At 61.2% G+C, this 23,782-nt stretch carries 13 protein-coding genes; 4 read left to right on the top strand and 9 right to left on the bottom strand.

Annotated elements, in window-relative coordinates; all coding sequences use genetic code 11:
* Positions 1 to 51: 51 nt before the first annotated feature.
* The 5 genes from NZK35_RS18090 to NZK35_RS18070 form a co-directional block, all read right to left on the bottom strand.
* Positions 52 to 2,202, bottom strand: coding sequence for a Tex family protein (locus tag NZK35_RS18090; RefSeq protein WP_259633940.1), 2,151 nt, complete (start codon positions 2,200 to 2,202; stop codon positions 52 to 54).
* Between the two features lie 77 nt (positions 2,203 to 2,279).
* Positions 2,280 to 3,377 carry an NHL repeat-containing protein gene (locus NZK35_RS18085; RefSeq protein WP_259633939.1) on the bottom strand — a complete coding sequence of 366 codons (1,098 nt, stop codon included), beginning with the start codon at positions 3,375 to 3,377 and terminating at the stop codon, positions 2,280 to 2,282.
* A 52-nt stretch (positions 3,378 to 3,429) separates the two neighbouring features.
* On the bottom strand, positions 3,430 to 4,902 hold the full coding sequence (locus NZK35_RS18080) for an RtcB family protein (RefSeq protein ID WP_323379644.1): 1,473 nt from the start codon (positions 4,900 to 4,902) through the stop codon (positions 3,430 to 3,432).
* A 21-nt stretch (positions 4,903 to 4,923) separates the two neighbouring features.
* Positions 4,924 to 7,872: a CHAT domain-containing protein gene (locus NZK35_RS18075; RefSeq protein ID WP_259633938.1), complete on the bottom strand. Its 2,949-nt coding sequence runs from the start codon at positions 7,870 to 7,872 to the stop codon at positions 4,924 to 4,926.
* Between the two features lie 639 nt (positions 7,873 to 8,511).
* The gene (locus tag NZK35_RS18070) at positions 8,512 to 10,074 is read right to left on the bottom strand and encodes a UxaA family hydrolase (RefSeq protein WP_259633937.1); all 1,563 of its coding nucleotides are present in this window, start codon (positions 10,072 to 10,074) and stop codon (positions 8,512 to 8,514) included.
* Positions 10,075 to 10,357: 283 nt separating this feature from the next.
* Here NZK35_RS18070 and sucC point away from each other — a divergent pair, with 283 nt between their 5' ends.
* Positions 10,358 to 11,545, top strand: a complete 1,188-nt coding sequence (gene sucC, locus NZK35_RS18065; RefSeq protein ID WP_259633936.1) for an ADP-forming succinate--CoA ligase subunit beta — start codon at positions 10,358 to 10,360, stop codon at positions 11,543 to 11,545.
* 126 nt (positions 11,546 to 11,671) lie between these two features.
* Complete coding sequence (sucD, locus tag NZK35_RS18060) at positions 11,672 to 12,544, top strand: succinate--CoA ligase subunit alpha (RefSeq protein ID WP_259633935.1); 873 nt, start codon at positions 11,672 to 11,674, stop codon at positions 12,542 to 12,544.
* Positions 12,545 to 12,699: 155 nt separating this feature from the next.
* On the opposite strand, the gene NZK35_RS18055 is transcribed toward sucD, so the two are convergent.
* The 4 genes from NZK35_RS18055 to NZK35_RS18040 all read right to left on the bottom strand — a co-directional run bounded on the left by NZK35_RS18055 (position 12,700) and on the right by NZK35_RS18040 (position 19,568).
* Positions 12,700 to 13,122, bottom strand: a complete 423-nt coding sequence (locus tag NZK35_RS18055; protein ID WP_259633934.1) for a hypothetical protein — start codon at positions 13,120 to 13,122, stop codon at positions 12,700 to 12,702.
* Positions 13,119 to 14,219 (bottom strand): hypothetical protein, encoded by a 1,101-nt coding sequence (locus NZK35_RS18050; RefSeq protein WP_259633933.1) that lies wholly within the window; start codon positions 14,217 to 14,219, stop codon positions 13,119 to 13,121. The genes NZK35_RS18055 and NZK35_RS18050 overlap by 4 nt, the downstream gene beginning before the upstream one ends.
* Position 14,220: 1 nt before the next feature.
* A complete protein-coding gene (locus tag NZK35_RS18045; RefSeq protein ID WP_145217789.1) occupies positions 14,221 to 14,496 on the bottom strand; it encodes a DNA-directed RNA polymerase subunit alpha C-terminal domain-containing protein in 276 nt (91 codons plus the stop codon).
* Between the two features lie 260 nt (positions 14,497 to 14,756).
* The gene (locus NZK35_RS18040; protein ID WP_259633932.1) at positions 14,757 to 19,568 is read right to left on the bottom strand and encodes a DUF4332 domain-containing protein; all 4,812 of its coding nucleotides are present in this window, start codon (positions 19,566 to 19,568) and stop codon (positions 14,757 to 14,759) included.
* Positions 19,569 to 19,943: 375 nt separating this feature from the next.
* Between NZK35_RS18040 and NZK35_RS18035 the strand changes: the two genes are divergently transcribed.
* Both NZK35_RS18035 and alaS read left to right on the top strand, forming a co-directional pair.
* The gene (locus NZK35_RS18035; protein WP_259633931.1) at positions 19,944 to 20,813 is read left to right on the top strand and encodes a hypothetical protein; all 870 of its coding nucleotides are present in this window, start codon (positions 19,944 to 19,946) and stop codon (positions 20,811 to 20,813) included.
* 78 nt (positions 20,814 to 20,891) lie between these two features.
* On the top strand, positions 20,892 to 23,723 hold the full coding sequence (gene alaS / locus NZK35_RS18030; protein WP_259633930.1) for an alanine--tRNA ligase: 2,832 nt from the start codon (positions 20,892 to 20,894) through the stop codon (positions 23,721 to 23,723).
* Positions 23,724 to 23,782: the final 59 nt, after the last annotated feature.

Below are 23,782 nucleotides of genomic sequence, written 5' to 3'. Positions count from 1 at the left end.
GTAGGTGCAAAAGGAGAGGGCCAGATTATAAATCAACGGATCGCAGCGGGGTCAAAACTTTCTGGTCAACGAAATCCGTTTCCGGGGGATGTCCACTTCCAGCACTTTGACCCTGACCACGTCACCGACCGAAACGACGGCGTTGGGGTCGGAAACAAATTGATCGGCCAGTTGGGAAATGTGGATCAGACCATCTTGGTGGACACCCAGATCAACGAACGCGCCGAAGTGCGTCACGTTGGTGACGACGCCTTCCAGGACCATGTTGGGTTTGACGTCGCCGATTTCGCTGACCGAATCATCAAATTTGACCGCCCGAAACTCGCTCCGAGGATCGCGTCCGGGTTTGCCCAATTCCGCCAAGATGTCTTTGACCGTCGGAATACCGAATGTTTGATCGGCAAACTCTTCGGCCCGGATTTTCTGACAAACCTGTGGATTTCCGATGATCGCCGACACGTCGGATTTCAGTTGCTTGGCGATTCGCTGGACCAATGGGTAGCATTCGGGGTGAACGGCGGACTGGTCCAACGGTTGATCACCACCGCGGATCCGCAAAAAACCGGCCGCTTGCTGGAACGCCTTCTTTCCCAGTTTGGGAACCGACGTCAGCTCCGATCGACTGGAAAACCGACCATGGGAATCGCGATAGTCCACGATCCGTTCGGCCAGCTTCGGTCCGATGCCGGCGACGTGCGACAGCAGCGAAACACTGGCCATGTTCAGATCGACACCGACTTGATTGACGCAGGATTCGACCGTGCGGTCCAGGCACTTTCGCAGCTGGGTTTGGTTGACGTCGTGCTGGTACTGGCCGACACCGATGGATTTCGGATCGGTTTTGACCAGTTCGGCCAACGGATCTTGCAGACGCCGGGCGATACTGATCGCGCCACGGACGGTGATGTCCAAGTCGGGAAACTCCTTCACCGCGATCTCGCTGGCCGAATAGATCGACGCCCCCGATTCACTGACGGTCGCCTTGGTGATGTCCAGTTGATGGTCTCGAATCAAAGCGGTGACAAACGCATCGGTTTCGCGCGATGCCGTCCCATTGCCGATCGCGATCAGCTCCACGCGATGCTTCTTGATCAACGCCAACAGTTTGTCGCCGGCGGCTTTGGTATCGCTCTTCGGTGGCGTGGGGTAAATCGTTGCGTTCTCAAGGAATTTCCCCGTCCCGTCGACCACGGCGACTTTACAGCCGGTTCGGAACCCCGGATCGATCCCGATCGTCACACGCGGACCCGCCGGCGGAGCCATCAGCAGTTCCCGCAAATTTTTCCCGAACACTTCGATCGCTTCGGCATCGGCTCGTTCTTTCAACTGTCCCAAGACCGACGATTCGGTGGCCGGCATCAACAATCGCTCATAGCAGTCTTCGACGCATTGGTTGAGTTCGGCCGAGAATTCCGAGTTCCGGTTGGGCACCAGTTTTCGCTTCAAATCCGTCAGCTCGCGATCGCCTTCCAGTTCCACGCCCAGACGCAGAATCCCTTCGGCGGAGCCCCTCAGCATGGCCAACAGTCGGTGACCGGGGATGCGATTGACGGATTCTTGTCGTTCAAAATACTGGTCAAACTTCTCTGCCCCTTCGGCGGATTTTTTTCCTCGTTTGACGACCGAGGTGACCTTGCCGAACTTGCTGGCCTGGTCAGCCAGCCAGGTCCGCGTTTGAGGGTCTTCCGACCACTGCTCGGCGATGATGTCCATCGCGCCGGCGAGTGCGGACTGGCCATCGGGGACTTCGTTGTCGGGGGCGACGAAGTCTTGCAGGACTTCCTGCTTGGAACGATTTAGTTTTTTCTGGCTGAGGATCAGATCGGCCAGTGGTTGGAGTCCGCGTTCCCGAGCGATCGTGGCCCGCGTGCGTCGTTTCGGTTTAAACGGCAGATAAAGGGCTTCGAGTGTGCGAAGGTCGACGCATTGTTCGATCTGCTTTCGCAACACCTCGGTCAGTTGCCCCTGTTGATCGATGGTTTTCAGCACCGTCTCCTTGCGGGCCGCCAGCGCATTGGCTCGCTCGAGCGCGTCTTCAATCGCCCGCAACTGGGTTTCGTCGAGCGTGCCGGTCGCTTCTTTTCGATAGCGTGCGATAAAGGGGATGGTGTTGCCGGCATCGAGCAATTCGATCGCCGCACGGACCTTGTTGAGCGGCAGATCGAGTTCGTCGGCAATTCGTTTCAGTGTTGGTTCGTCCATGGCGTCGCGACCTATTCCTTGTGCGTCTGGGGCGGTTTTCGAAGCGTATTCCCTGGATCGGCATTTATAGCGAAACTTTACCGCCCGGCCAGCACGCGGTGGTTTTCTGAATCGGAAATGAAATACACGTCCTCATTGCCTTCCCGCGACAGCACAGCGGTGCCATGGGGACGCTTCATTTTGAAGGGAATCTTCATCGTTTCGATGACGTTGCTTCCCAAGTCGACGTAGCGCATTGCCTGGTTTTCGGTGTCCACCACCAACAGGTTGCCCGCCGAATCCACCGCGATGCCCTTGGGGCCCCGGAACGTTGCCGACAACGGATCGCCGCCGTCGCCGCTGTGTCCTTGTTTTCCCGTTCCCGCGACACGACGGATCCGGCCTGATTGACGATCAATTCTCCACACGCTGTTGCCTTCGCGCAGCACCAACCAAATCGCTTGATCGTCGATGGCCAGCGATCTCGGACCGAAGACAGAAACGTCGGATGCCATCTTGCCTTCTTCGGGAAGCTTGCGTTGACCGTCGCCGGAGACGGTGGTCACGATCCGGGTTTCCAAATCGATCCGCCGCAGTCGATGATTGGTGGTGTCGGCAACCAACAAGCCTCCGTCGCCATCGAGCACGATGCTGTGGGGCTGGCTGAAGCGGGCCTTGTCTGCGGTCTGCCCGTCGCCACGAAACCCTTCGACTCCGTCCCCGGCGAGCGTCTCGATCACTCCGCTGGCCGCATCGATGCGACGGATGCAATGATTGCGTGTATCGGCGACAAACAAGTTGCCGTCGCGATCGGCGCGGATTTCGTGCGGCGCATTGAACGTCGCTTCGATTGCCGGGCCTCCGTCACCGCTGAGTCCCTTTTCTCCGGTGCCGGCGATCCGCCGAATCGTCGTGCCGTCATGATCCGATTTCCAAATCGAATGGTCGTCGACGGTGCTGAAAAAGATCCCGTCCGCGGTGACCTCGATGCCATAAACATTTTGCAGTGCAACGGCCTTGGGATCCGAGGGTCGGACGGCGATCGGAGCATCCGTTTTTCCCGTTCCCGCGAAAACGGACCAGGATCGGGAAGGGGACGTTTGCCCGTGTACCGCAGATCCGGCTGCGGCGAGTTGAAAGATGAAGACGGATGTAAAGACAAGTCCGAAGGAGGGGAACCGAAGGGTGAGTCTCACGGTGCTTGAATCCTGAAAGCGATGTGATGGGCGGGCAAGATCGCCGCCCATTCTAGTCGTCGGCGGCCGCGCCGTCTTTGATCACAAATTTCGCTTGCAGTCGAGCGACCTCTTCGGCCAATCCGGCCTGACGCACGCTCCGAAGCACCTCCTGAAAATCCTTGTACGCGTCGGGTGCTTCGTCGCGGGGATAGGCACTGCAATTGCTGATCACATCATGCTCGGCAAGCCCTTGATCGATTTCGTGTTGCAGTAACTGTTTCTTGGCCTTGGTGCGACTGAGCCGACGTCCCGCGCCGTGATTGACGCTAAAGGCTGCGGCCGCCGCTCCCGCGTTTGCCACCATCACGCTGGACCCATCGCGTGGATTTCCCGGCAACAGGATCGGGTGTCCGGTCGATTCAAACCGCGTACCGACCAATTGTGCATGACCGGCCGGCAACGCGCGGGTGGCGCCCTTGCGATGGACCCATTGGACCTGTCCATCGATCGGTTCTTGACGGGCGATGTTGTGCGAAATGAAATAAATCAATTCACCGCGCACCCCGGGAAAGACCTCGCGAAACGCTTCCAGCACCAAGTCGTTGATCAGCAGATGATTGACGGTGGCGAAGTTGGCTCCCATCGCCATGTCACACAGATAGTCGCGGCCTTCGGGTGAATCCACCGGCGCATAGACCAGTTGGGGATCACCGGCGGGGAACGCCAATCCCTGTTTTTGAAACACGGTCTTTAACGCACGGAATTGCGCAACGGCCAAGTCATGCCCGAATCCACGTGAGCCGCAATGCGATAGAAAGGCGACGCAGCCGTCTTTGAGTCCGAAGGCTTCGGCGATGTCGCGTTGCGAGTCGACCAGCTGGACCACCTCGGCTTCGCCGAAATGATTGCCGCCACCGTAGCTGCCCAGTTGGCGATACTTGGATTCGATGCGATCGAGTTTATCGCGGGTCCGTCCCATCCATTCCAGCCGCGCCGCCAACGTGTCGGAGTTGCCATCGGGTGCCGTGTGAAAGGCATCTTCGCAGGCGTCGGCCCAGGATTTTGAGATCCCGAGTTTCTTCAGCACCTGTTTCGAAGCGCCTTCGGTCGCGATTTTGAAGCCGAGTTTGCCGTCGACGCTGCGTGACTTGGGGGCGTGACGTTGCCCGCGCCCGGCGCCGGTGGGGACGCGTTTGCAAATCGCGCGAATCAATTTTTTTCGAACCGGCACCGAATCGATCGCGTCGGCGGGCAGATCCATCTGCAACAGACTCATGCTGCACTTGATGTCGACGCCCACCGGACCGGGATAGATGTGGGTGGGCGAAACCATCACACAACCGACCGGCGCGCCGTAGCCGACATGGGCGTCGGGGTTGAGCACGACGCGTGACACACCCGGTGCGCGGCGGCTGTTGATCGCCTGGGCCAGCGTCTCGCCGCCGAACGACTGACGGATGGGCTCGGTACCAATCACGGTGATCGGCGAAAGGTCGTCGCCGACCGGAAGGGTCGCCAGGGCGTCCCCCGTGACGGTCATCATCTCGTGTGTCGTGTACACGCGTTAATTCAGCGGTGTGGCGTGCAGGTAAGTCGACCAGAAAAACGGTTCGTCTCCGGTCAGTGTCTCCCGTTCTTGATCGGATCCGGACAGGGTAGGTTCGCCCAGCGGCGAAATTTCACTGCGGCGGAGAACACTTTTGGCTCGCGCCAAGGCATCGGCGGCACCCAAAAACGGCAACTCTTGGACATATTCGCGTAACAAGATCGCCGTCGATTCTCCGCCGACCGCCCAGCGGCTGAGGATCACATCGCGGACACCGCTGTACTGAAACGCGGCAATCGTATGCATGATCTCGTGGCCCGAGACGCCTTGGCTGGTATCCAGGTTGGAACGAAAACCGGGCAGGAAAACAGTGGCGGGCGTTCCCGGCGGATACCCCAACCAGGATCGCAGTCGCCCCTGTCGCAGCGACGCTTCGTACGCGGCAAGCGGCGAATCGAGCACGGAAGTGGGGTTGGGCGTCACCGGTTCGCCGACCAATAGATGCCCGGCAACCTCGCCGCTGCGGCTGGTCGGGATTGTCGCATCGGCGGGCAGGCGGACGGCGGCGCCGGCGTGAATGGAATCGAGGATCGATTTGACCAAGGATGCATTGATTTCCGCGTCGCGTGGGGCAAAGAATTTCCCGGCCGTCATGGCGATGACCGGGTTGGTGGTATTCGAAGCCGTCGGATAGATCGCCAGCGAAGGCGTGGCGGCGTAAGACACCTGGATCGAATCACCCAAGAGCGGCGAATCGCGTTCATCGGTCGGCAGCACCTCAAAGGGCAGGTACCAAAGCAGCGAATCGGGGATCACGACCAGATGTTTGATTCCCGCCAATCGCCCGGTCAACAGCGGCCCGGTCCCGGTCGCGATCAGACGGTCCCGCAATTGGATCGCGTCATCCCGCCAGCGGTCGTCTTCGGGCAGCCGGGCGCCACGCGTCGGTGCCGCTCCGATCCCGCGAGTCAGCTTGGCGATTTCGCCGGCGATGCGGCTGGAACCCTTGATCGGCCAATAGGTGGATTTCTGTTTGGTGCACAGCACGACGTGCAGCACATTTCCGTCCTCGCAAAACGCCAGAATGCCGACACCGTCGGCCAGCACCGCTGTGGGTTGTTTGTCGTCGAGCGGATGAGGCATCACGACGGGCAGCTCGTTGCGGTCGATGGCAATCGCCCACGCCTTGGCATCGAGTTGATCGATGCGGTTTTGCACGAGCGCCGGATCGGCGCCGGCGGCGGGCTTGGCATCCAAAGCGGCTTTGGCGGCATTGCGGAGGTCACGAATGGATTGATCGGCGGCGTTGCGAAATTCGACGACTTTCTTTTCCAGCAATTCGTCCGGCATTCGCGAGAGCGCACGCACTTGCATCACGCGTCCCCCCAACGGCAACTGGCTGCGGATCCGACCCGCTTGCAGGTCTTCGATGCGAGCGAGCACGTCTTGTCCGCTGTCGCGTGAGGCCGCCGTACGCAATCTGGCCAGCCGCAGCATCTCGCGATCGGCGATCACACCGGCGATGGCATCGACGGGGTCACGCCGCCAAACTTCGATCGGGGGATCATCGGCATAGCGAGACAGCAACACATCGGCGGACTGGCCATCGAGATTTCGGCCCAACGCCAACCGCACACGCTGCAATTGATACAGTCGCGGCATCGAGATCAGCGACCGCTTTCGCAACCGACTGTTGGTCGCAAACTGAAAGATCTGTGACAAGCTTTCGTCCCAAGGGCGGGCCGCACCGGAATCAGCCGATGTGTTGGCCGCGCGGGTGGCCAAGCGGGCCGCGACGTAGGCGCCGTAGGCATCCAGCCGGGGTTGAAACACGTCGCGCCGCATCGCGATCGATTTCGCTTCGCCCAATCGCGCCTGGGCCGAAGCAAAATCGCCCGCCGTGACGGCGGCATCTGCCGAAGCGATCAGGCAGTGCAGGGCGGCCAGTCGCGATTTCCGTAACAGGTTGGTCGCGGCGACTTGTCCGGCCTGTTGGACCACCGCGGCGTCTTTCGACGTCGCGCACCCGGCGGCCAACTGCAACGCTTCGCCGACCCATTCGAAATAATCCATCGACGCGGCCTGGTTCGTGATCGCCAAGCACAGCGGGATCGCCGCGGCGGGTTTGTCCGATCCGGCCAGCGCCGAGGCGGCGCACAGCCCGGTGATCGGCGTGATCGGATGCACGCCACCGTTGTACGTCGCCTTGGTCGCGGCATCGGTCACGGCCTCTTCATCTTGCATCGCGCCGAAACGCTCGGCCGCCCGCATCGCACCGATCAAACTTCGCGCGATCGGCAATTGCAACCCCGCGGGGTACTTGGTGCTATCGAGCAATTGCGTCGCCAACGCGTCTCCTTCTGCAAGCGGCCCCAAAATGATGCGTCGACGGTAAGACGCGATCGCCAGGCCTCGCAAAATCTCGATCGCGTCGATGGGCTTGATGTTCAGCTCTTCGATGACGCCGCCCTGAGCCAATCGGGCCTCGGTCAGTTGTTCTCCGGAGTAAAATTTAATGGTGCGAGTGACAGGCAATCGATTGACGGCGTTGGCCTCAGGCCACAAGTACTGCTTCGGTGCATTTTTGAACTGCGACATCAGGACTTCCGACCACACCGGTCGCCCCAGCCAACCGCGATAGCGAATCGCGATTTTCAGCGACATATCCAGACTCTGCATCGCGCCTTCCAGGTCGCCCAGTCGGTACTGGCATTCGCCCATCATTGCGAACACCGGAATCGCATCGATCCAATGCCCGTTGATGTCTTTGCGGGTACGCGAGATCGCAACGTCGAAGGCATCCATCGCCCGTTCCAAATCACCGCTGCGGTAAACGTCCAGGGCGAAGTAATACTCCGGCGACGGATAACCGCTGCCCATCGGTTCGCGGCCCAAGCTCGGCCCCAGACCCGCGCCTTGCCCGAGCGCCGTCCCCGAGACAGAGAGGGGCGTGACCAACAGCAACATTGCCAACAACAGGCGGCCCCAGCGGCTATGCTGTGAAGCATTCTTGAGCGGTAGGGCGCGAGCCCTCCGGTGTTTTGGCAAAGATGACGAACCGGAGGGCTCGCGCCCTGCCGCTAAAACCTCAAGAAACACATGGGAAAAATGCTTCACAGCGTTACCCGAGCGGGTCGAAGAGAAGAATCGCGCCATCATGCTGGTGTGCCTTTTGAGAGTTCGGCTGGGGAGAATATCGGTTCACCGATCCGATCCGGGTCCGCGGTCCCGGAACGATTCGCTGCGTGCGCGTGCGAGGCAACACGGCGCGGGGGCTTTTAGTTTACGCCACGGTTAGGCTGCGGTCGAATCTCTGGACTCGGGCAGGCGCGGAGATTGCGATGTGAGAGATGCGGTCGCCAAACCGACAGCCCCCCCAAAGAAACGGGGCAGAGCGGTTTTCGCGATGTCACCCTCCTGGCAGGAGGGTCGAGCGAAGCGAGGGGAGGTCGAACGGTGAATTGCGGCGTTCACTTCGCCGGTCAAAGTCGCGTCCCTAGCAGTAGAGAAAACCCTCTCCTCGCTACGCTCGACTCTCCCAGTGGGAGAGTGACAAAAATCCTTTCCCATCATTCTCTACGACTGACGCACGCCCAAGACTCCCCGTCACAGGGTGGGCCCGACGGTCCAGGGGACGAATTCATGGTCGCCAAAACCGTTCCGCTCGCTGGCCGTCCGTTCGCCACTTGCGACCCGCAAGGCAAATTCAAAGAACTCATCGCCGAGTTGCTCGATCGATTTGCCGGCGATCGCTTCGCCGGCGTTCAGATCCATGTCGTCGCGCATGCGGTGAAACAATTCGCTGTTGGAGGCCACTTTGATCACCGGAGCCGGTTTGCAGCCGAAGCAACTGCCGCGGCCGGTGGAAAACATCACCAAATTCGCTCCCCCGGCGACTTTGCCGGTCACGCTGGCGGGGTCAAAACCCGGCGTGTCCATCACCGTCAGCCCCTTGGTGGTCACACGTTCGGCATAGTCATACACCGCTTCCAATGCCGTCGAGCCGCTTTTGGAAACCGCACCGAGCGATTTTTCGGTGATCGTCGACAGTCCGCCGGCTTTGTTCCCGACCGAAGGGTTATTGTTCAGCTCGCCGCCGTAGTGGGCCACATACCGCTGCCACCAGTGCAACAGGTCGACCAATTTCTGTGCGACGTCCGGCGACCGGCTGCGATCACACAGCAAGTGCTCGGCGCCATACAGTTCGGTCGTTTCCGAGATGATCGACGTGCCGCCGCAAGCGACCACTCGATCGGAAACGATTCCGATGGCCGGATTGGCGGTGATTCCGGAATAGCCGTCACTGCCACCACATTCGACGGCGATCGACAGTGCCGACGCATCAGCGGTGGTGCGGGTGGATTGGTTGGCCAAATCCAACACCTGCTCGAGCATCCGTTCGCCCCGGGTGATCGTGGCCTGCGATCCGCCTTCGGTTTGCATGGTCAACATCGGAACGCCGTCGTCGCGGGTCAGGGGCCGGCCGTCGGGAGCATGCAGCGGAACGATCCCGTGGTGCCCGGCGAGATAGGCGGGCGTGTTTTGTTCGCAACCCAGGCCGATGATCAGCCGTCCGCCGACGTTGGGGTGGTCGGCGTAACCGGCCATCGTTCGAGCGATCATCTGATGCTTGCGTCCGTCGAACTCGATCGCGCAGCCGGTGGTGTGCGAGGCCGCGAACACGCCGTCGACATTGGGCCAGCGTCGCAGACGCTGGTCGTCGAATCGCGCCACGATTTTGTGACACACCGTCGCGCTACAGTTGACCGTTGACAGGACCGCCACGTAGTTGCGTGTGCCGATTCGCCCATCGGGTCGAACGTAACCCTGGAAAGAACGTCGCAGGGGCGAAGGTTTTGCAGGCGGGTTGGTCGACGTGATCGTCTCGACGACGCGGTGCCGGTCTTGCAAATTATGGGTGTGGACGTGGCACCCTGGCTGGATGGATTCTCGAGCGATTCCGATCGGTTGGCCGTACTTGCGCACCGCCGTCTGGGCCGGGATGGGGCAGATGGCAATCTTGTGCCCGGTCGGAATCGGGCGGGCCAGCGTGATCGGGTTCCCGTCGACCCGCAGCAGCTGACCGGCAACGAGTGGCCGGGTCGCAATGACCACGTTGTCGTCGGCGTGTAATCGAAGGTAATCGGGCATTTCTTTGACGTTGCTCATCACGTTATCACGCTGCCTATGGTTCCGGCGCCAGCGCCGCGAACGTATATTCGCGGACCCTTAGCCGGAGCACCAGGGTACAGCATTTGCTGGGACGTTTGCCGCAGGGACCGTCTTCCTTTGCGAAGGGCGTCTGTCACTGACGACCTGTCCTTGCAAGCACGCTTTGGGGCTCACACGCTTCGGGGCTTCTCGGCAGCTGGAGCTGTCGGGAACTGGGGTTCGGGCTGACGAAGCCGTCCCACCGATACATCGTCTTCCACGCACGCGGATCGAAACCTCGATGAAAATCCACGAATACCAAGGCAAAGAACTTTTCCGACAGGCCGGTGTGCCGGTCTTGGACGGCGTCGTCGCCACCACGCCCGACGAAGCTGCCGCGGCGTACGAAAAATTGGGCGGCCCGATCGCCGTGGTCAAGGCACAGATCCACGCCGGCGGACGGGGCAAGGGCACGATCATCGACAACCCGAAACAGCACGGTGTGGTGCTGGCCAAGAGCGCCGACGAAGCTCGAGCGGCCGCGGCCGGACTGCTCGGTAAAAAACTGGTCACGATCCAGACCGGACCGGCTGGCCAGACCGTCAACAAGGTGTTCGTCGAAGCCGGCTGTGACATCGCCCGCGAGCTGTACTTGGGAATCGTGCTCGATCGCGCCGTCGCCAAACCCGTGCTGATGGTCAGCACCGAAGGCGGCATGGAGATCGAAACGGTTGCCGAAAAGACCCCCGAACTGATCCACAAAGAACACTTCGACCCGGCCGTCGGGCTCGAAGCCTATCAAGTGCGGAAGCTGTGCAAGAAGTTGGGCATCAGCGGCGCGGCGGCCAAAGCGGCGGCGAAGTTCATGCCGGCGATGTGCCGATTCTACGTCGATTCCGATTGCGAATTGGCCGAAGTCAACCCGCTGGTCATCACCGGCGATAACCAAATGATCGCGCTGGACGCCAAGATCACCTTCGACAACAACGCCCTGTTCCGCCATCCCGACTACACCGACCTGCGTGACTTGGCCGAAGAGGAAGAGAGCGAACTCCGCGCCGGCAATGCCGGGTTGAGCTACGTGAAACTGGAAGGCAACATCGGCTGCCTGGTCAATGGGGCCGGGTTGGCGATGTCCACCATGGACATCATCAAGTACCACGGCGGCCAGCCGGCAAACTTCTTGGACGTCGGCGGCAGCGCCAACACCGAACAAGTCACCGAAGCGTTTCGGATCCTGTTGTCCGACCCCAACGTCAAGGGCGTGCTGGTCAACATCTTCGGCGGCATCGCCCGCTGCACCACCATCGCCGGTGCATTGATCGAGGCGAGCAAGACCGTCGGCTTTAACGTCCCACTGGTGGTTCGTTTGGAAGGCACCGAAGTCGAAGAGGGACGTAAGATGTTGGCCGAAAGCGACGTCAATGTCATCAACGCGACCGACATCACCGACGCGGCAAAGAAGATCGTCGCCGCGACCGGGGTTTGATCCCAATTTTGAAACCTGAGCTCTCACGTTTCATCCGGGAAGCCTGAGAGCTGAAATCCGAAGTGCTGCACTTCGTTTCACCCTTCAACCAATCGCACACCTGACTCGACTGAGACGAACCTTCCGATGAGTATTTTGATTGACGCGAGTACGAAAGTCATCTGCCAGGGCATCACTGGCAGTGCGGGCAAATTCCACACCCTGGGCTGCCGCGAATACGGCACCCAATTGGTCGGCGGCGTGACGCCGGGCAAAGGCGGCCAAAACGTCGAAGGGATTCCCGTTTTTGACACCGTCGAAGAAGCCGTCGCTGAAACCGGCGCCGACGCCACGATGATCTTTGTCCCCCCGCCGTTCACCGCCGATGCCATCCTGGAAGCACTCGATGCCGGCATCAAGGTGATTGCCGCGATCACCGAAGGCGTGCCGGTCATCGACATGGTGCGGGTCTACGAAAAGGTCCGCGCCAGCGACGCGGTGTTGATCGGCCCCAATTGCCCCGGCTTGATCACCCCCGGCCAGTGCAAGATCGGAATCATGCCCGGCTACATTCACAACCCCGGCAAAGTCGGCGTGATGAGCCGCAGCGGGACACTGACCTACGAAGCCGTTTGGCAAACCTCCGCACTCGGACTCGGGCAAAGCACCTGCGTCGGCCTGGGCGGCGACCCGATCGTGGGAACCAGCTTTATCGATCTGCTGAAACGCTATCAGGAAGATGATCAAACCGAAGCGATCTTGATGATCGGCGAGATCGGCGGATCGGCCGAAGAAGAAGCCGCCGCGTTCGTCAAGGAACACGTCACCAAGCCGGTTGCGGCGTTCATCGCCGGTCGGACCGCACCTCCCGGAAAACGCATGGGCCACGCCGGTGCGATCATCAGCGGCGGAAAAGGCACGGCGACGGAAAAGGTTGCCGCACTGGAAGCCGCCGGCATCACCGTCGCCCCGACCCCGGCCGACATGGGCCAAGCCGTCGTCGACGCGATGAAAGGCTAGTCAGACGCCTCGACGCCTCGTTCCCAGGCTGCTGCCTGGGAAGGCAAGACCACGGAGGCTCCCGCCTCCGGCAGATGCGAGGCCGGAGCCTCGCGAACCATGCGTGACGAGGCAGAGCCCCGTCACGAGTCGAAAGCCCCGACGCCGGCCGGTCACTACTGGGGACGACTTCTGCGTTCGTCGCCGACGACGATGGCGGTGCCCTTGTGAATCGACTGCGGGGCGACAAGATAAAACGGCTGGTCGGCAACGATTTCTCGGCCGTCACTGAGGAACAATCGCATCCGCACGCACCACCGCAGACGGATCAGCCGGCCGTGATAGCTCAACGGCGTCGCCGGCAGCATGCAGGAGAGCGAGTGCTTGTCGGCCAGCCCGAAGCGGCGAATCCGCTCTTCCTCATAACGCTCAAAATGGTGGACGTGCAGGTCCGTATCGCCCTTGCCTTCGGAGTACCAGAGCACGGAGATTTCGATCGCACTGAGCGAATCCAGGGTGACGCGGGAAACGCGCCAGGTCGCCGCGAGCTCTTTCCCGCCCTCGTAGATGCCGTCCTCGCGGCATAACGACACACTCACCGCGGGCTGCGTTTCGGAGGCAAGCCCGGAGGATGAACGACGACGGGATAGCTTCGGCAGAACGATGGCCACGGACGGGCTTCTCCAGAGACGATCACTTTCCATCGCACCGCGTTATGCGATGCCACAAAGGAATGCATCACATTGGATGGAAGGTCGATCGTGAATTGTTGCTCCCAAGGTGCCTGCGGGTCAACTCGTACATCGCGTTCGGCACACAATTCTTGCGTGAAAACTTCATATCGCTCCACCCGGACATCTGTCCCTTGACGATAAACCGTTTCTTCCTCGCACGCGACACGTACACGCAGCCGTCGCAGCCGCAACCGTCCGGATTGTGAAACGAACAGGCGGTATTTGCAGCCTGGGTAGAGCGGATGGTCGCTGATTTCGACAATCGTCGGCCCGATCCCCGCCGATCGACGCAACTGGGCCAGAAAATACCGAAACGACCAATAACCGACCCCGCCAAACGGTAGGAGCAGTCCTGTCAGTATATAACGCGGACTCGAATGCCAGAATCCGAGCACGACCACGGCCAGCAACACGAACCAAACCGCGTTCCAGAGCAGCGCCAGCAGCGCCGGGCCGGCCAGCTCGTTGCCCGACGTCCCCTCGGCGGCCAAACGGTACGTCAAACGCTCCCCTGGGCTGTCCGTTAGCGCGTTGCCGCGTGGCACCGACGGCATCTTTTCGATCTCACTCGCCGACGGAACGATGATCTCGATCGACGAAGCCCGCTTGGCCATGGCCGATCGGCGTTCATTGCTCGCCCCCACCCGAACCAGGCGATAAATCAATCCGCCCGCGCCGGATCCGATCGCCGCGACCCCCAAAATGAAGAAAATCCAGCTCGCCAAGCCGCCACCCTCTAGCTCTTCGGGCGTCACGGCTTCGGGCTGGATTTGCGTTAGCTCTTTGAGTGTCGCCAGCTGGTCCCAGGAAGACAGCTGGCTGATCACCACCAACGACACGACAAACACGCCGACCAAGAAAACGCCGCTGTAAAAAGCGGTTTCCCAAAGCAGGCTGCGGAGCTCCGTGCCGATGAACCGCTTTCCCCGTTTCTTGCTCCAGGGTCGAAGAAAGCGCGCCATATCAACGGGGTTGCTGAGGTCGTCGGCTAGGGCGATAGAACCCAAGCTCTTCCAACGCTGCGTAAACTTCACCGAGAGTCTTCTCGCCGAAGTTGCTGATCGACAGCAAACGCTTGGGCGTCGCGCCCAATAGATCACGCACCGTCAGGATGCCGGTTTCTTCAAGACAGTTCGTCGTGCGAACCGACAACCCCATCTCGGCGATACTCAAATCCAAACGCTCGTTGCGCAGACGAGCTTCCTCGTCGGCGCGGCTCAGTGGAATTCGCGTGCTCATTCCAAACTCCTTTTGGTCGGGCAATTGAAGGGTGGCAAGATTTGTCGAGAGGGTAAGCGATGATCACGCCGTTGGCAAAGAGCCTGGATCAAAAATCCAACGATTTGCGGGAATCACTCTTGGCTTGTGGGTGATACGATTTGCAAGCAAACGTACTGAGGGGCAATCAAGAACCTGCTGACTCGTACGCTTGACTCGTACGTTTTGTGTGTCGGCTCGTTCCCAATGCGGAGCCTGGGAACGAGGTGGTGCCCCGCGCCCTACGCGGCCACCAATTCGCGACTCAACGCCGCATACTGAATCCACTCGGTGATCTCTTCCAGATCCGGCAACTGGCCTCCGCGGAGGATCCGCTTGCCTTCGTTGCTTCGGGCGATCGGGTCGATCAACGCGAACAATTCGCTCGGGTCAAACTCCGCGACTTCCTCTGCCGTCGTGACATCCGCAGCCACCAACAGTTGCGCATCGTGCCCACGCAGCATCGGGACTCGGCAAACCAAGATCGCCTGGTTTTGCCACGCCGTGATCACGTCCGCGTCGATCCGCCGGTGGTTCAAGCGATCGGCCAAGTCGGCCGCATCGGCACGGAGCAAGTCGTCCACGGTGACGATGTCGACCGCTTCAAGTTTTTCAGCCATCCGTGCTCCGATCGACGGCGCGTCCACGATGGGACTGTCGCGTTGAAGATAAAAACGAAGCTCCTTGTCACCGCTTTCGGAGTCGAACGATCGGGTCTCATCGCGCACCCGCTCCCGTCGTCGCGAACGTTCCGACGAAGAACGTCCCGATGATGAATGCTCGGATCCGCGTCGTGACGAGCGGCTGCTCGAACGACGCGATCGCCCGTCGCTATCGCGCCGGCTTCGCGTGCGGTCGCTCCGGTCGCTTTCAGACTCGCTGGTCCGGTAGCCCTGATTCACGGTTTCCGTCGAATCCGCTTCGCGCCGTGACTCCGACTCTCTGACGCGACGACTGCGTCCGTCGGAACCGATCTCGTGGCTGCGGGCGGTGCCGTTGACAGATCGACTGCCGTTTCGTGATCCATTGGATTGCCCATTGGTTCGACCGCTCGACCGACCGGGCAGTCCGCCACTGCGTTGCCGCGAGCCGGACGAACGCCGACTTGACCGGGTTCGATTGGACGAAGCGCGGACAACGTTTCCGTTGTCATCGACGAACTCGTATTCAGAACGATCGTCGTCTAACTTGACATCGAGCGGCTGACGCTCGCGTTGCTGGCGGAGCACCCGGCCGTCAACGGTTTGGTGGTCTCGCACCATGCCCAACGGGTTGTCGTCGGTGTCCACGTTTGCCGCTGCGATCCAGCTGGTGATCCGTGAAAGCTCGTAACTGGTGCCGCTGAGCAGGATCCGCTGTCCGCGCTCGGTCGCCAAAAACGCTTCCACACGATCGAGCAGATCGGCCGGGTCGATCGATGAAAGGTGCCCCGCATCGGCGATTCCGCATCCGACCAGCACCCGGGCGTCGAATCCACGCAACTGGGGAACATGACAAACCAGGCGGCTCTCGGCCTGCCAACGCCGAATCGTCGCCGCGGTCACGCCGGCCAGTCCGAGCGAATCGGCCAACCGGTTGGGGTCCTGGTTCATCAGGTGGTTGATGTGGGTGACCTGCAATCTGCGCAAACGCGCCGCGGCGACTGCGTCGATCGAAGGCGCTTGATCGATGGGGCTGTCGACGGACAGAAAAAACGGGGACACCGGTCCGCGCCGGCTGGCCGCCGGATCGCCTGACGCGTTGGATGGCAGGTGCTCCGCCGCCGACCGAGACGCGGCCGCTGATGCATGGTGGATCGCAGATGCACGGCGAGTCGACTGGGCAGCCGGCGCGGTCGTGTAGGAATCGGCGAAATAATATCCGTCGTGCCAATGCCCTGCATCGTGTTGCGATGGATCAACGAATGTCGGATCCGGAGATCCCGCCGGCATCGACGCCCGGTAGGCCATCGCCTGCGTGGCGGGAGCAACCGGTGCGGCCGATGATACCGGCCCCGCGTAGGCAGACCCCGCATAGGCAGGCCCCATAAAGGGCGAGTCTGAGTACGGCGTGTCTGCGTAGGCCGCCTCCGCGTAGGGCGAGCCTGGATAAGGCGACGTCGAATGAGCTGGCACGGGAGACCTTTGTCCGCGCGATAGCGATTCGGCGTAGGGTGAAATCCCGTACGCTTCCTGCCACACGGCATCCAGGTTGCGATTGATGTCGGCCAGCGAGGCACCGATCGGCAGGTGATCAAAGTACTCGTCGTGATAGCGGTCCACGAAGGCATCGCTGTGCGGCATCGGGTCATTGGTCCCCAGGTCATTGGAACCCAGGGCATTGGAACGCGGCGGCAAGTGGGATGCCGCGTGGGGACCGGCGTAGCCTTCGTCCGAATAATGTGGGCTCCAAAGCGGTCGATGGTCGTGTCGGACGCGTTGACCATGGATCGTGAACACCTGGCCTCCGTGGCGAGCGACTTGGTCGGCGAACATCGAATCGCTGGCCAACAACACAACTTGTCGTCCATTTTTGGCAAAGTCGTCCAATGCCGCGAGCACTGAAAGGTTGGCGCCGGTCATGGGTGAACCGCCGGCAGGGCTGGGGTAGCCTGCGGGGATCGCACCCAACGTCTCGCCGAGATCTTGATGGCACAACAGTTCGCGCGGGACTTCGATCACCAGCGGGACGGCGCGTCCGGTTCGGGCCAGCAAGTCGGCTGCGGCCATGCGTAGTGCCAGTGCCGCCAGCGCCCGATCGGCCGCGGGGCAATTCGCTTCTTCACGCCCATCGATCTTGGCAAACCCGACGCGGGTCGCAGTCTCGATTTGGCCGGGTGCGGTGGTGAAATCTGCGTCGTTCCAATCCAGCCGCGACAACCGGCCACCGGAGAGACGGACTAACCATTGGCTCGCTTCATCGGCCAACGGAGATGCCGAGCGGGACACCGCTTGGGGCACGCCGAGCATTTTGATCAATTCGGCCCGACGACGTTTCAGCCATTTCACCCGCGGCGTCGCGCCCAAGCTCGGCTCGGCAAGCGAGTCGAGTGCACGCAATTCAGACTCAACCGCGTCGATCTCCATTTGCAGCATCGCGGGATCCCACGCAACGCCGCTTAGCCCCAGATCACCGAGGTCTAAATCTGCCCGTTCGGTGTATCCCAATCCCACGTCAAAGCCGGTCCATTGGGAAGCACCCAGGCCAGGGTAGGCGGTCTGCGTTGCGGCGACGGGGCTGATCGGCTGGGCCAACATCTGACGACGCAGCCGCGCCGCCCGGGCGACATAGCGATCGAGTTGTGCGGTGACTTGATCGAGTTCTTTGCTCCGCGCGATCGCTTCACCATCAAGGTGATTGATGTACCAGGCCGACCAGGTTTGCCGATGATAGGCTTCGTCCAACCAAGACGGATAGCGAAGCCGTTCTGCCAACTGTCGATTGCGAACCAAGCCTTCGCGATAGGCCAGCAGTCGCTCGATCGTCGCGACGACCCACTGTTCGCTGCGTCGCAAGTCATACAGCTCGTGGTCTCGACGCACGGCCAGGGCGTGTTCGGCGGCGTGTGCCTCTCGCGACGGTTCGGCCGCGGAATACGCAAACCGGAATCCGTGCCGGCGAACGGTTTGCAATTCGTCTCGGATCGCGCGGAGCGAATGCACCAGCGAGTGACTTCCCCGATAAGCCAGATCCGCAGGCAGATCGCGATACCAGACCGGAGCCGCCGAGTGTGGGTGATCGTAGCGGGCCGCAAGCCAATCGACTTGGCGCACGATCGCTTCGATCCGCAAATCGATTTCGTCCGGCCAACGCGTCGGGCCGGCGCCGGCGGCGAACGCAGCCCACGACGCAGCCGTCGAAGGGTCACCGGCATAGTGATCCAGCGACGAAAGGAAGTGATGCATGCGCTGGCGGCGCAGCATGTGTTCCGACATCGGCAACGCCCCCGCCTCACGCAACGGCCGATCCAAGGCGTGACGGTCAACGGCAGAGGAGATGATTTCGCGCAGACCGGACAACTCCGTCATCACGCGACGCCAGCGTGTGATTTGGGCATCGACGTCAATTAATTTGCGGCGCAATTCGGCATCGACGTCCAGAGCTGCGCCGTGGCTGATCGCCCGCCCGCCGGCCAGTTCAGCACTCGCGTCACGGGCAGAGAGCGACGCCGTGATCGGTGCGGTGTATCGAACGCGATTTCGATCGAATTGCAGATGGGCTAGCCAGCGAGACAGCTCACTGTGCCGGACACGAAGCTGCCAAATCTGATCGTGAAGCTCGGCCAGTTCTGCACCGATCGGTGCGTTGTCGTCGGGTCGCTGTGCCGATGGTCGTGCGGATTGCTGAGCCGATTGCAGGGCCGATTGCAGGGCCGCCAGCCGTGTCTGCAGCTGCCGCCGCTGCGCCGCGATTGATTCGGCGCCCGGCAAGAAGTCATGCGAGCCGGCGGATGCCTGCCGAATCGATGCCAATTCGGCTTCGATGCGGGCCAGTTCATCGCGCATCGCCCGTCGCGGAGTGTGCTGGTCGGCCGAAGCTGCCGGCGAGAGCCCGCTGACCGTGGAACGATTGACCGGCAATCCGGCGAACAAGGCTGGGTCGCCCAATCCGCTGCGGAGGCAGGCCCCGATGACTCGGGAAACGCTGATCACGGCGGTGTCGGTGACGATGCCGTCGACGATCGACTCGGGAATGCGAATCGATTCCAAGGCGCGCGTCGCGTCGGTCGAATCGGCGATTCCGTTGATCCAGCTGCCGTGTAGCCAATCGAATCGATGAGAGGCTTCGCCGCGGGATTCGAATTCGATGGTCCGTCGTCCGCTGGGCGTTCCGTCATGTTCACGTCGGCAATGGATTTTTCCGTTGCGGTCGGCCCAGACCACGCGTCCGGCCGAGGAACTCATCATCCCCAGCGGATAGTCGCGTCGGATCAACGAGTCCCGAATGAAGCGGACGATCGCCGTTTTCCCAGAACCCTCCGGCGTGCAAATCACGTTCAAGCATTCTGAAAACGGCCCCAGCTCGACACGAGTCAGGGGGCCGTGAGTGTCGATATCGATCCGGTCCAACAACATGGTCGGGCTCCTCCTTGGCCACAGCAACAATACATTTTCAGCTACCCGAACGACGGCCAAAATTCATTTCGACGTTGCGGGAAACGGGCAGCTGGGATGCGGGATCGGGGCACTTTAGTGAAAGTCGTGTTTCACGAAAAGAGGAATCTGCGGCCGCTCTGTCTTGACGCGCCGTCCGCACAATTCGTAGTCCAGGGGCGTGAAACGACGCCTGATCGCGGTCGCCGACGTTCGCCATGACGCTGACGGGCCGATGCCGTTTTTGGCCCCCGACACATCCGATTCCTTGCCGAAAAGCTGCCCATGCCGCGATGCCACCTCCCGCCGCGATCGAATCGACCGCCCGGCAAAACCCGCCGCCGCTGCCCACCGGCGATGACACTGTTGCTTGCCATTCCCTTTCTCGCCGCCCCGGTCTTGCTGGCCGGCTGTGCCTCGTGGTCCAACTGGCCCGGCCATGACGATCCGCATCAAGACACCCGGACAGCCGCGTTACCGCTGAAAAAAATCCCCCGTTCGATCCAGCTGGAAACGCGTTTTGTCCAAATCCGCTTCGACCCGGCCGATCCCGACCAGCTGCAATCGATGTGGCAATGGGTGGACGAAACCGTGCTGCCGCCGGAAACCCGAAAGGTGCTCTATCACAACGGGTTACGGATCGGAAAAGCGGCTCAGCTGGACCGCTTGGTCGGCAAACTCGATTCGCTGCAATCGGCCCAACCGCCTGACGTCGTCGCCGAATTCCTCAGCTCGGTCTCGGTTTCCAGCCACCAATCCGAAGGCTCCAAGACGATCCCGATGCGACTGGGAAAACGCTATGAATTGCCGGTTCGATTGCCGGTGCAAGGCGACCACGTGGTGATCATCCACGAGGAACCGCAACCGATCGGCCAAACGCTGCGAGACCCCCAGTTTCTGTTGGCGGTCACGCCACAGCCGGGCAGCTCGGCCGCACAAATCCGACTCCGGGTGCGCCCCGAAATCCAGCACGGCGACATGCAGCAAGACTGGGTCCAGGGGGATGCGGCCTTGCGGATCGATGTCCGCCGTCAATCCTGGTCGCTCGACGCGATGGAATTCGAACTGATCGGCGGCGAAGGCGACCTGTTTGTGATCTCGGAGACGGCCGATCGAAAGGGGCTCGGCACGGAGATGTTCGGGGGCAAAAACGTCGACCAAATGGAGCAACAAACGGTTTTGCTGATTCGCATCGCCAATGTCCCGACGCCGGCGGAAAAGCTGTAACGCTCCGTCTACGAGAAATCGGATCCATCCGATATCATCGGCGGCACTGCACTTCTTTCAATCTCCGTGCGTTGACCCATGAAAACCGACGAACTCCGCGAAAAATATCTCGAATTCTTTGAATCCAAGGGCTGCGTCCGAAAGCCCAGCGATGTGTTGGTCCCCACCTGGGACCCCTCGGTCCTGTTCACCCCGGCCGGGATGAACCAGTTCAAGGATCACTTTCTGGGCAAAGTGAAACTCGATTTCACCCGCGCGACGACCTGCCAAAAATGCCTCCGAACCGGCGACATCGATAACGTCGGCCGGACCGCCTATCACCACACCTTTTTCGAAATGCTGGGGAATTTCTCCTTCGGCGACTATTTCAAAAAGGAAGCCATCGCGTGGGCCTGGGAATTCTTGACGGCGAAAAAATGGCTGGCCATCGACCCGGCCAAATTGTCCGTGACGGTCTACAAAGACGATGACCAGGCCTATGAGATCTGGAAAGAGTCGATCGGGTTGCCGGACGATCGGATCGTGCGGATGGACGAAGACGAAAACTTTTGGCCCGCCTCGGCACCCAGCGAAGGCCCCGACGGGGTGTGTGGTCCGTGCAGCGAAATCTATTATCACCTCGACGACGGCAGTGACGTCGAAATCTGGAACCTGGTCTTCACCCAGTTCAATCGCGTCGGCGACCCGCCGGACAATCTCAAACCGCTGCCCAGCCAAAACATTGACACCGGCATGGGGCTGGAACGCACCGCCAGCGTCCTGCAAGGCGTTTCCACCAACTTCCACATCGATTCCCTGCGGCCGATCGTCGATGCCGCCGCGGACGTCGTCGGCGTGCACTACGACCCCGACAGCGATAACGGTCGACGCCTGCGCCGGATCACCGACCACGCTCGGGCTTGCGCCTTTGCGATCCACGAGAACGTCTACCCCGGACGTGACAAGGCCAAGTATGTCGTCCGTCGTCTGATCCGACGCGCGGTGTTGGACGGGTACCAAATGGATCTCCGCGAGCCCTTCCTGCACAAGCTCGTTGCCGCGGTCGCCGACGCCAGCCGAACCGCGTACCCCGAACTGAGCGAAACCATCCCACGCGTCAGCGAAGTCATCGAGTCGGAAGAGAATGCGTTCTTCGGAACGATCGACGGCGGCATGAAACGCATCGGACAACTGTTCGAGGAGATGAACGAAGAAGACGCGGTGATGGTCCCCGGTAAAGAAGCCGCGGAATTGAACACGACCTACGGCGTCCCCCCGGAGTTGTTGCAAACCCTCGCCGCCGAAAAGAATTTTACCTTCGATTGGCCGGGCTATCGTGACGCGATGCACGAACACGCGATCGCCAGCGGTGCCGGACAAGTCGAACTGTTTCAGACCGGTCCCCTGGAAACACTCAAAGAAGCACTGCGGGAAACGCCGTTCGTCGGTTACGACGCGACCGAGACGACCGCGACGATCAAGGGCATCATCACCGGCGACGGCAAAGACAAAGACGACGAAGGGCAGTTGCTGAGCCGCATCAGCCGTCCCGGCGACGCCGAATTCCGCTTGGTGCTCAGCGAATCACCGTTCTATGGCGAATCGGGTGGCCAGGTCGGCGACACCGGCGTCATCAGCTCGGATGATTTCGAATTCATCGTCCACGATACCCAGAAACACGGCGGCCTGATCGTCCATCACGGCAAGCTGACCAAGGGCGAAATCAAAGAAGGCGCGAGTTGCAAAGCCGTCGTCGATACCGATCGACGCGGCGCCCTCGCCCGCGCCCACTCCGCCACCCACATCCTGCACCACGCACTGCACACCAACATCGGCGACCACGCCCAACAACAGGGCAGCAAAGTCGAAGAGGACCGCTTGCGTTTCGATTTCACCAACCAAAAACCGATTCCCGACGACGTCTTGGTGAAAATCGAAAGCGACGTGATGACGCGGATCGACGAAGACGCCGAGGTCTCCTGGCAGACCCTCCCGCTGGCCGAAGCCCGCCAGGCCGGCGCGATGATGTTGTTCGGTGAAAAGTACCCCGACCCCGTCCGCATGGTCTCCATCGGCGACTACAGCAAAGAACTTTGCGCGGGGACGCACGTCACCCGCTCGGGCAGCGTTCAAACGTTTGAATTGATGGCCGAAGAAAGCGTCTCGGCCGGCACTCGTCGAATCGTTGCCCTGACCGGCGCCCGCGCCGAGCAGCATCGTCAACAGACGCAAATGTTGCTTGCTGACATCGCCGCGCGGCTCGGCACCGACCCGGCTCATGCCGGCGGTGCGATCGTACAGCTGGCCGGCGAAGTCCGACAGCTGAAGAAGGAGCTCACCAGCGGCAAACCGTCCGAGCATGCCGACGCCTTTTCAGTCACCGCGGATTGCCCCGCCGCGGACGTCAGCGATTATCCCAGCGTCCGCGCCAGCGTCCGTGAGATCACGCGACGGTTGAATGTCTCTCAAGACGAAGTGCTCGCGCGGATCGATTCGATGCTCGCCGACCGCGCCAGCTTGGTCGCGCAATTAAAAGAAGCCACCGCCGGCGGAAAGATCACCGCGGATGACTTGATCGGCAAAGGGGAAAAGGTCGGCGACGATTTGATTGTTGTGGCGGAAGTCCCCGGTGCGAACCCGAACGTCATGCGAGGCTGGATCGATCAGATCCGCAAAAAATCCTCCGGCGGATCGGCCGTGCTGCTCGGCACCGTCCAGGGCGACAAAGTGGTCCTGGTGGGAGGCCTCAGTCACACGCTGGTCGACAAAGGCTTGAAAGCCGGCCAATGGGTCGGCGCGGCTGCCAAGATGGTCGGCGGTGGCGGCGGTGGTCGCCCCGACATGGCCCAAGCCGGCGGCAAAGACCCCAGCAAACTGCCCGCAGCACTCGACGCCGCGAAGACCTCCATGCGAGAGCAACTCGGCGCGTAAGCGGCGCACGCGTTAGCAAAGGTGCACGCGGCGTCCCTCGCTTGCACGTCGGGCTGGCG

This window comes from Stieleria sedimenti, from assembly GCF_025060895.1.
In the GTDB taxonomy this organism is placed as follows: Bacteria; Planctomycetota; Planctomycetia; order Pirellulales; family Pirellulaceae; genus Stieleria; species Stieleria sedimenti.
The sequence above is the reverse complement of the archived record's forward strand: the minus strand, read 5'-3'. Positions and strand labels throughout refer to the sequence as shown.

Excerpts from the sequence above, each read along its gene's own strand:
- NZK35_RS18090 (WP_259633940.1), bottom strand. The coding sequence starts at position 2,202 with ATGGACGAACCAACACTGAAACGAATTGCCGACGAACTCGATCTGCCG.
- NZK35_RS18080 (WP_323379644.1), bottom strand. The coding sequence starts at position 4,902 with ATGATGACCGTCACGGGGGACGCCCTGGCGACCCTTCCGGTCGGCGAC.
- NZK35_RS18075 (WP_259633938.1), bottom strand. The coding sequence starts at position 7,872 with ATGTTGCTGTTGGTCACGCCCCTCTCTGTCTCGGGGACGGCGCTCGGG.
- NZK35_RS18070 (WP_259633937.1), bottom strand. The coding sequence starts at position 10,074 with ATGAGCAACGTCAAAGAAATGCCCGATTACCTTCGATTACACGCCGAC.
- sucC (WP_259633936.1), top strand. The coding sequence starts at position 10,358 with ATGAAAATCCACGAATACCAAGGCAAAGAACTTTTCCGACAGGCCGGT.
- sucD (WP_259633935.1), top strand. The coding sequence starts at position 11,672 with ATGAGTATTTTGATTGACGCGAGTACGAAAGTCATCTGCCAGGGCATC.
- NZK35_RS18050 (WP_259633933.1), bottom strand. The coding sequence starts at position 14,219 with ATGGCGCGCTTTCTTCGACCCTGGAGCAAGAAACGGGGAAAGCGGTTC.
- NZK35_RS18045 (WP_145217789.1), bottom strand. The coding sequence starts at position 14,496 with ATGAGCACGCGAATTCCACTGAGCCGCGCCGACGAGGAAGCTCGTCTG.
- NZK35_RS18040 (WP_259633932.1), bottom strand. The coding sequence starts at position 19,568 with ATGTTGTTGGACCGGATCGATATCGACACTCACGGCCCCCTGACTCGT.
- NZK35_RS18035 (WP_259633931.1), top strand. The coding sequence starts at position 19,944 with ATGACACTGTTGCTTGCCATTCCCTTTCTCGCCGCCCCGGTCTTGCTG.
- alaS (WP_259633930.1), top strand. The coding sequence starts at position 20,892 with ATGAAAACCGACGAACTCCGCGAAAAATATCTCGAATTCTTTGAATCC.